This window comes from Streptomyces sp. 150FB (genome assembly GCF_000818195.1).
Taxonomy (GTDB): Bacteria; Actinomycetota; Actinomycetes; order Streptomycetales; family Streptomycetaceae; genus Streptomyces.
Map to the genome: position 1 here is coordinate 8,107,961 of NZ_JTHL01000001.1, position 8,818 is coordinate 8,116,778.

General features: G+C 70.3%; 8 protein-coding genes and 1 pseudogene. 7 read left to right on the forward strand and 2 right to left on the reverse strand.

Annotated elements, in window-relative coordinates; translation table 11 throughout:
• Positions 1–1,539, forward strand: a 1,539-nt coding sequence (locus tag QR77_RS34795) for an ATP-binding protein (protein WP_040025993.1), incomplete at its 5' end; no start/stop codon positions are given.
• Positions 1,540–2,150: 611 nt separating this feature from the next.
• On the opposite strand, the gene QR77_RS34805 is transcribed toward QR77_RS34795, so the two are convergent.
• Positions 2,151–3,125, reverse strand: coding sequence for a zinc-binding dehydrogenase (locus QR77_RS34805; protein ID WP_040025995.1), 975 nt, complete (start codon positions 3,123–3,125; stop codon positions 2,151–2,153).
• 123 nt (positions 3,126–3,248) lie between these two features.
• On the opposite strand from QR77_RS34805, the gene QR77_RS34810 reads away from it, so the two are divergent.
• Positions 3,249–3,896, forward strand: a complete 648-nt coding sequence (locus QR77_RS34810; RefSeq protein WP_052489287.1) for a TetR/AcrR family transcriptional regulator — start codon at positions 3,249–3,251, stop codon at positions 3,894–3,896.
• A gap of 48 nt (positions 3,897–3,944) precedes the next feature.
• Here QR77_RS34810 and QR77_RS34815 read toward each other — a convergent pair whose 3' ends face one another.
• On the reverse strand, positions 3,945–4,526 hold the full coding sequence (locus QR77_RS34815; RefSeq protein ID WP_040025997.1) for a TIGR00730 family Rossman fold protein: 582 nt from the start codon (positions 4,524–4,526) through the stop codon (positions 3,945–3,947).
• Positions 4,527–4,930: 404 nt separating this feature from the next.
• On the opposite strand from QR77_RS34815, the gene QR77_RS34820 reads away from it, so the two are divergent.
• The 5 genes and pseudogenes from QR77_RS34820 to QR77_RS47125 all read left to right on the forward strand — a co-directional run.
• Positions 4,931–6,517 (forward strand): phage tail sheath subtilisin-like domain-containing protein, encoded by a 1,587-nt coding sequence (locus tag QR77_RS34820; RefSeq protein WP_040025998.1) that lies wholly within the window; start codon positions 4,931–4,933, stop codon positions 6,515–6,517.
• Between the two features lie 55 nt (positions 6,518–6,572).
• A complete protein-coding gene (locus tag QR77_RS34825; protein WP_040026000.1) occupies positions 6,573–7,016 on the forward strand; it encodes a phage tail protein in 444 nt (147 codons plus the stop codon).
• Positions 7,016–7,489, forward strand: coding sequence for a hypothetical protein (locus tag QR77_RS34830; RefSeq protein ID WP_040026003.1), 474 nt, complete (start codon positions 7,016–7,018; stop codon positions 7,487–7,489). The genes QR77_RS34825 and QR77_RS34830 overlap by 1 nt, the downstream gene beginning before the upstream one ends.
• On the forward strand, positions 7,486–7,629 hold the full coding sequence (locus tag QR77_RS47610) for a DUF6760 family protein (protein ID WP_173476393.1): 144 nt from the start codon (positions 7,486–7,488) through the stop codon (positions 7,627–7,629). Before QR77_RS34830 ends, QR77_RS47610 begins: the two co-directional genes overlap by 4 nt.
• Before the next feature lie 19 nt (positions 7,630–7,648).
• A pseudogene (locus tag QR77_RS47125) lies at positions 7,649–8,818 on the forward strand (hypothetical protein); the annotation flags it as partial.

The following is an 8,818-nucleotide window of genomic DNA, read 5'->3' on the forward strand; positions in this document are numbered from 1 at the left end:
CGGCCGTTCCTCGGGCGCGCGCTGCGTGTACCCGACCGGGTCACCGCGCACCTCCTCGGCGACGACACCCCCGACCCCCGGCCGGCCGAACTGCTCGCCCCCTGGCACCCGGTGCCGGGCGTCGGCGACCCCGCGCCCCTCGCCCGTACCCTCGCCGCCGGCGTTCACCTCGCGTATCTCCGGGAGGAGCAGGGCGGCGCCGGCACCGCGCTGGCCGCCTCCGCGCTCACCCTCGCCGGGCGCGGCGTCCTCGGGCTCGACCTGGCGAAGCTGGCCGAGGACCCGACGCCGGTCGAAGCCGTACGGGCACTCGTACGCGAGGCCCGGCTGACCGGTGCAGGACTGGTGTGCGCCCCGCTGGACGCGCTCGCCCGCGACCGGCCCGAACTGCTCCGGCTTCTCACCGGCGCCCCGCTGCCGACGATCCTGGTCGGCCGGGTCCCGTGGGACGCCGCGTGGTCGGCCCGGCCGCCGCTGCTCCTGCACGCACCCCGGGTGGAACCGGCGGTACGAGCCGCGCTGTGGCACGAGGCGTACGACGCGCCCGTCCCGCCCCCGCTCGACATCGGGACCCTGCTCGCCCCGTTCCTGCTCACCCCCGACCAGGTCGAGGGCGCGGCCCGCAGCGCCGCCCAGACGGCCCGCCTCGACGGCGGCGCTCTGCGCCCCCACCACGTCAGCCAGGGCGCCCGCGCCCAGAACGCGGCGGGCCTGGACCGGCTGGCCCGCCGTATCGAACCGGCCGTGACCTGGGACGACCTGGTCCTTCCCGCCGACACCCACGCCCAGTTGCGCGAACTGACCGCCCGCGCCCGTTTCCGCGACCAGGTGCTGGGCGCCTGGGGCATGCGGCCCGGCGGCGGCCGGGGCCGGGGCGTCTCGGCACTCTTCGCGGGCGACTCCGGTACGGGCAAGACGATGTCGGCTGAAGTGATCGCGGCCGATCTGGGCCTGGACCTGTACACGGTCGACCTGGCCACCGTCATCGACAAATACGTGGGCGAGACGGAGAAGAACCTCGAACGCATCTTCTCGGAGGCGGCCGGTGTCAACGGCGTGCTGCTCTTCGACGAGGCCGACGCCATCTTCGGGAAACGCTCCGAGGTCAAGGACGCCCACGACCGCTACGCCAACGTGGAGAGCGCGTATCTGCTCCAGCGCATGGAGTCCTTCGACGGCCTGGCCATCCTCGCCACCAACCTCCGCGCCAACCTGGACGACGCGTTCACCCGCCGCCTCGACCTGGTCGTCGACTTCCCGATCCCGGACGCGAGGGAGCGCCACGTCCTGTGGGAGCGCTGCCTGGGCCCGCTCCTGCCCCGCGCCGACGCCCTGGACCTGGATTTCTGCGCGGAGTCCTTCGAGCTGGCGGGCGGCAACATCCGCTCGGTGGCGGTGACGGCGGCGTACCTGGCGGCGGAGTCGGGCGAACCGGTGACCATGACGAACCTGATCCACGCGATCCAGCGCGAATACCAGAAACTGGGCCGCCTCACCCTGGCATCGGAATTCGGGCCCTACCTGAAACTCCTGGCCTGAGCCGGCGGCCGACACAGAGGCGTTGACCGGACTACGCGCAAGGACGCAGCATCTCGTGACATCCAGTCGGTCAGCCTGCCGCGCCGGTGGCGGGTGGCTACGGACCCAGGTGTCGTGCCCTGGCTGGTCTTCGATGAGGGGGCAGAGCGGTGGAGCCGATCCGAAGGTTCCTGGTCGACTTCGTCGCTCGGGACAACCGGCCGGGCAGCGTCCGCAGCTATGTTTTCGACCTGCTCCGCCGGTGGCAGTGGCTCATATGGTCCAGGTCGAATGGGACCGGGCGACATCCACCGAGGTCCGCGACTTCGTCCTGTGGCCGCGTGTCACGACGAAGCCCCGGACCTGGGCACGGAAGCGCCCGGCGGCGACAGCCGGGACGACCAACACGATCACGAAGAAGCCGTACCTCGATGACTTCTGCAAGCCGCGCACGATCCGGCACAGCAACGCCGTGCGGCGGGCGACGCTACGGAACTCCCTGCAAGCACGAACACGCCTGCTCAACCGAACTGATCTTGAAGAGGCTTCTTCGTATCGCGGCCGCTACCCGTTGACTGAAGGTCACCACAGAGATTCTCGTGATGATGTGAGGTGCGGCGTGTCGCGTGCTTTCAGGGCAGGAGGAGGACGCGGCCAAGCTGAGACCGGTCTTCGAGCAGCCGGTGTGCTGCGGCTGCCTCGGCGAGCGGGAGGCGGGCATGCACGGTGGTGTGCAGTTGCCCGGCAGTCGAGTATTCGGCGACCTCGGTCATTTCTCGGCGGGCCTGCTCGGGGTCGGCCGCGCGCCATGCGGTGAGTGAGAACCCGGCCACGGACTTCAGGGCGAAGAGGTTGGTGACGGGCAGGCTGGTCAGCTCGCCGCTCGCAGCTCCGTAGATGACGATCCGGCCGAACGGAGCCAGTACGTCGAAGCTCCGCTGCAGGGTCTCGCCGCCGACGGAGTCGAGAACGACGTCCACGCCTCGTGGTGCGGCCTTGCGGACCTGGTCGGGCCAGTCGCCGTCCGTGTAGTCGATGGCGATGTCGGCGCCGCACTTGCGGGCGAAGTCGAGTTTGGCCGGTGAGCCGGCGGTGGCGATGACCATGCCGGCGCCGAGTAGTTTGGCGAGTTGTACGGCCAGGTGGCCGATGCCGCCGGCCGCGGCGTGGATCAGTACCGTCTCACCCGGCGCAAGCCGGCCCGTACGCAGGGTCCGGAGCGCGACCGGGGCGCCCATGGGCAGCATGCTGGCCGCACCGAGGTCGAGTCCGTCGGGTATCGGGGCGAGCCATTGCGCGTCGGCGACGACGTAGTCGGCGAACGCGTCCTCGGCCAGCCCTGCGACTCGTCGGCCGACCTGCTGTGTGGCGACGCCAGGTCCGACGGCTTCGACGGTGCCCACCACGTCGCCGGTGAGTTTGCCGGGCAGGGGACGCTGGAAGATCGCCCCGCTGGACGGACCGCGCCGGAACTTGGTGTCGACGAAGTTGGCCCCGATCGCCTCGGCCCGGATGAGCACCTGGCCAGGCCCCGGCGTGGGGACTTCGGCCTCCTCGATCGTGAGGACGTCCGGATCGCCGTATTCGTAGTAGCGGACTCGTCGCATGATGACTCTCCTGAGGGGCCAACGGGCAAGGGGTATCACCGCCGACAGCTAAAGTGGACTCCCGGTCAGCTTCGATGACCGTACTGGACCGTCGGTCCAGTTGTCCACGCGAGGTGAGGGCTCATGACAGAAGGCCGCCGCGAACGTGCCGACGCGGCACGAAATCGGCACGCGATCCTGCTTGCGACCGAGGAACTCCTGGCGCGGTACCGGCCCGAGCAGATCTCGATGGAACAAGTCGCCGCCGCGGCCGGCGTCGGCAAGGGCACGGTCTTCCACCGCTTCGGCAACCGCACGGGCCTCATGCGGGAACTGATGGCAGAACGGGCCCTTGCCCTGCACGAAGCCGTCACGACAGGGCCACCGCCTTTGGGCCCTGGTGCCCCGTCACGAGAGCGCCTCCTCGCCTTCCTCGACGCCGTCGTCGGCGTGGTCGCCCGCAACAAGGGGCTTCTGGCCGCGCTCGGCCACGCCGTGACGACAGCACACAAGCCCGAAGAGGATCCGCGCGGCGCGCACCCCGTCTACCAGTTCTGGCACGGTCACATCACCTCGCTGATCAGCCTGGAGCGTTCGGACCTGGACGCCGAACTCCTGGCCCATATCCTGCTCGCCACCCTGCACAGCGACCCGATCCTGCGCCTGCTGGAGCAGGGCGACGGCCGGCGCCTCGCCGATTCGCTGCGCACCCTGGTGACCGCCTCGCTCAATGCCACGGCGGGCAGAACCGAACCGGGGAACGGCCCTCACCCGAACTCCCCGCAGCGGTGAGTATCGTCGGGGCTCCGGCTTTCGCCGCCGCGCCGCAGACCTGATCAGCTACCGCAGATCCTCTCCGTGCGCGGGCTGCGGGCTGCTGCGGAGCCGCTCCCGCAGCGCCTCCAGCAAACCGGGCAGATCGGGGGCAACGGCGAGGTCGTCCAGAGTGGATGCGGGGAGGAAGCCGGCGTCGGCGATGTCGCGCAGGGCGCCGAGCAGCGGCGTCCAGAAGCCTCCGGCGTCAAGGAAGCCGATGGGCTTGGTGTGGAATCCGAGCTGGCGCCAGGACCACACCTCGAAGATCTCTTCCAGGGTGCCGAGACCGCCGGGCAGGGCGACGAAGGCGTCGGCACGCTCGGCCATGAGCGCCTTGCGCTCGTGCATCGAGTCGCACATGACCAGCTCCGTCGCCCCTTCGTGCGACCACTCCCGTTCGACCATGCTGCGCGGCATGACACCGATGACCTCGCCACCCGCCTTCAGCGCGCTGTCCGCCAGCACGCCCATCAGGCCCCGGCGGCCACCGCCGTAGACGAGACCGATTCCTTGCCGGGCCAGCTCTGTGCCAACGCCGGCGGCCAGCGCGGCGTGGGCCGGGTCGTGTCCGTTGGACGAGGCGAGAAAGACGGCGAGACGGCGCATGAAGATCTCCGGAAACGGTTGTGGCAGACCCTTCGGTCTACCACAGGCACTCCGGCGCTGACCAAGGCTTTTCCTGCGAGGAAGAGTCCGTGGGACGGCTCGCGGCCCCACTGGACGGTCGGCCGACCGCTGCTGCCGTCCCGCCACCGAACGAGAGAGGAACTCTTGGTCCGGAAAGGCAGGCGCACGTCCTTCCTCAAGATCTACTCGCGGCCGACTCCCGCTCCCTCGCCGGGCAGGGGCCGTGCAGTCGTGAGGGCATGAGTAGTTGCCCCGGCTGATTGCCCCGGCGGTCCTGCCCCATCGGGCAGTCGCTTCGGTACGGGCAGGCGGCCGTACGCCCGTTCCCGGTGATCCCTTCCGTCGCAAGAATCGGCCACGTCCCCTCGGTCAAGGAGAGTGGCATGCCGTCGTACCTGTCCCCTGGCGTCTACGTCGAAGAGGTCCAGTCGGGCTCGCGGCCGATCGAAGGAGTAGGCACTTCCGTCGCGGCCTTCGTCGGCTTCGCCCGGCGCGGCCCGTTCAACGAGCCGACCCTGATCACGAACTGGACCCAGTTCGTCAGCGAGTTCGGCGAGTTCGTCGAAGGCACCTACCTCGCGTCCTCCGTCTACGGCTTCTTCGCCAACGGCGGCGGCACCTGCTACGTCATCCGGATCGGTGGCGACGGCGGTGGCGACGGCGGTGGCGACGGCGGTGGCGTCGACCGTGACGGCGGCGGTGACGGATCGGCCGGCGCGCCCGGTGAGCTGACGGCGGGGGCGGAGGCTCAGCTCGGTCCGTACACCGTACGGGCGCTGCCCGGCGTGACCGGCGAGATCACCGTCGAGGTCAGCGACCCGGAAGGTGACGACCCGCCCGGAGACGTGTTCGCCCTGGCGGTCAGCAGGGACGGCAAGGTCGTGGAGACCTACCCGGCGGTGACCTCCAAGCGCAGCAAGGACAACGTCGCCACCCAGGTCAAGGCACAGTCGCAGCTCATCGAGGTACGCGAGCCGGGGCGCGGCGCCGCGCCCGGCAGGCCGCCGGCGCAGACGGTCACACTCAGGCCCGCCCCCGACGACGGCATCGCACCCGGCCCGCTGTCGGCCGACGAGTACGTGGGCGACCCCGATCTGCGCACCGGCTTCGGCGGGCTGGAGGCGATCGACGAGGTCACCATGGTCGCCGCACCTGACCTGATGAGCGCCTACGAACGCGGCGTGCTGGACCTGGAGTCGGTACTCACCGTGCAGCAAGGCCTCATCAACCACTGCGAGTTGATGGGAGACCGGATCGCGATCCTCGACCCGCCGCCCGGCCTGAGCCCGCTCCAGGTCAAGAACTGGCGTATGGACACAGCCGGGTTCGACTCGAAGTTCGCGACGCTCTACTACCCGTGGATCAAGGTGTTCGACCCGGCGGCCGGCCGCAACGCCTTCGTACCGCCGAGCGGCCACATCGCCGGCGTGTGGGCCCGTAACGACGCCTCGCGCGGGGTGCACAAGGCCCCGGCGAACGAGGTCATCCGGGGTGCGGTGTCCCTCCAGACGCAACTCACCAAGGGCGAGCACGATCTGCTCAACCCGATCGGGCTGAACTGTGTCCGCGCCTTCCCCGGCCGGGGCATCCGGGTCTGGGGCGCGCGGACGCTCTCCTCCGATCAGTCATGGCGCTACCTGAACGTGCGCCGGCTCTTCAACTACCTGGAGGAGTCGATCCTGGCCGGGACCCAGTGGGTGGTGTTCGAGCCGAACGACGACGCGCTGTGGGCCCGTATCCGCCGTACGGTCTCGGCGTTCCTGGTCAACGAGTGGCGCAGGGGCGCCCTGTTCGGGCTGACGCCCGAGGAAGCCTTCTACGTCAAGTGCGACCGCGAGACGAACCCGGCTCAGAGCATCGACGCCGGGCAGGTCATCTGCGAGATCGGCGTGGCACCCGTGAAACCGGCGGAGTTCGTCGTGTTCCGGCTGTCCCAACTGACGGGCGGCACAGGAGCGGTGGACGAATGAGGACGACAAGTGAGCTTCAGAGACGGCTCCTTCACCCCGGCATAGGAGGCTGGTAGTGCCACTTCCCGATCTCGACAGTTCCGTCGGGCATTCCTTCGGGCTGGAATTCGACAGTGTGGTCATCAAGCAGATCACCGAGGTCAGCGGTCTGAAGATGGAACAGGACGTCATCGAGCTGAAGCAGAACACCGCCGACGGCAGGTACGCCATCAAGAAGCTGCCGGGCCGCCCGAAAGCCGGCGAAGTCACCGTCACCCGGGGCCTGACCGAGGACAACAGCTTCGAGCAGTGGGTCAAGGACTCGCGCTTCGGGCGGATGGTCTCCGCCAGGCGCAACGGCGCGATCATCGTCTACGACTACGAGGGCATCGCGATCAAGCGCTACAAGCTGATCAACGCGTGGCCCAAGTCGCTGGAGATCGGCACGCTCAAGGCGGGCGACACCTCGGTGCTCACCGAGAAGCTGTCGATCACCTACGAGAGCATGGAAGTCGACTGATGCGGCGCCTGCTCTCTCACACTCCCACCGCAGGCCCGGACGAGGCCGCGCCCGGCAGGTCCGACGTCCGGTCCGGTGCGCGGGAGCGGTCTCGCGACACCATGCGCACGGAGTTCCCCTTCGAGCTGCCGCGCGGGTACGTGGACGAGTCCGGCGCCGTCCACCGTACGGGCGTGATGCGACTGGCCACCGCCCGCGACGAGTTGATCCCGCTCAGGGACGACCGGGTACGGGAGAACGCCGCGTATCTCTCGGTCGTACTGATCGCCCGGGTGGTGACCAGGATCGGCACGGTCGACGACATCCACCCCGGTGTCATCGAGGACCTGTTCGCCTCGGACCTCGCCTTCCTCCAGGACTTCTACCGCAGGATCAACGCCGAAGGACACACCAGGGCCGCCGTCACCTGCCCGTCCTGCCACGAGAACTTCGCCGTGGACCTCGCCGGAGGTGGTCGCCCGGGGGAATCGTGACGTACGCGGCCGACCTGCTCCACGAGGAAGTCGCTTACCTCGCCTACCACTTCCACTGGTCGCTGGACCAGTTGCTCGATCTGGAGCACGCGGAACGGCTCGCGTACGTCGCACAGGCAGCCCGTCTGACCGGGCAGTAACGAGGAGTTGGGGTTCATCATGGGTCTGCTGTCCTGGCTGCGGGGTGAGCGATCCGGCGTGCCCGGGACCCAGGCGCCCGACGCGGCCGGAGCCCCGGCCCCCACCGGACCTGAGCGCCCGGCGGAGGGCGGCTGGCGTGAACTCCCGCCGTTACAGCGGACGGTGGCGGATCCGGCACTGATCACGGATCCCGACGGCTTCCGGGGATCGCTCAGCAGTTGGCAGGACACCACACTCAGCACACCGCTCGGGCATCTCGTCAGCCCCCAGGCACCGTCCGGTCTGGTGCACGGCCTCGCTGTGTCCGGCGGCCCGGTCGCAGGCCCGACCCCGGCCGGGGCTCCGGCCCCCGCCTCGGTCAGTCGTCAGGCCGAAGGGACCAGGGAGGGTGTGGTCGCCTCCTGGTCCTCTCCACCCTCCGCGGGCGGCGCGACGATCGTGCCCCGTGCGGTCCCGCTGCAACGCAGCGGTCCTGCCGAGGCCGCGATGGTCTCGGCGGAGGATCCCGCGTCCGGCGAGCTTCCGGTACGCAGACTGATGGGGGAGCGGCCACTTGAGCCCTCGCTGCCGACATCGGGGCCGGAGCAGGAGTCGCCGTCCGCGCTGCCGTCTCCCTCCACCTCGGTAGCGGTACGGGACAGCGCGCCCGCTCCTGACGCAGCGTCCGTACAGAGATCCGCCGCCCCGGAGCCCGCGACTTTTCCCCGGCCCCCGAAGTCGGTCCACACACCGGGCCTGGGCGCGCCCCTGTCCGGTCTGCCTCCCACCGCGCAACGGCAGGCCGCCGCGCGGCTGCCCGGACCCACTGCCGACGCGCCGACCGGCCCGCTGCTCGGCGACGTCCCGCCGCTCGTACAGCGCGAACCGGAACGGGAATCGGAGCCTCAAGCGGAGCGACCGGCCCGACAGATTTCCGGCTCCGGTGCGCCCCTCTCGCCCCTCCTGCCCCTGCCGCCCGTACCGGTCCAGCGCTCCGTCTCCGCCACCGCTCCCCCCGAACCGGCGTCAGGGCCGGTGGTGCCGCTCATCGCGCAACGGGCGGTCCCCCTCTTCGCCACGGGCCCTGGCGCCCCCCTCGCTCCCGTCCTCCCGGCCGGCGCCGAGCCGCAGTCCGTACCGGTGCGCTGGTCGTCGCCCGAGCCCCTGCCGGAGGAACCGGCCGTCGCCCAGCGCTCGTACGCCGCCGGG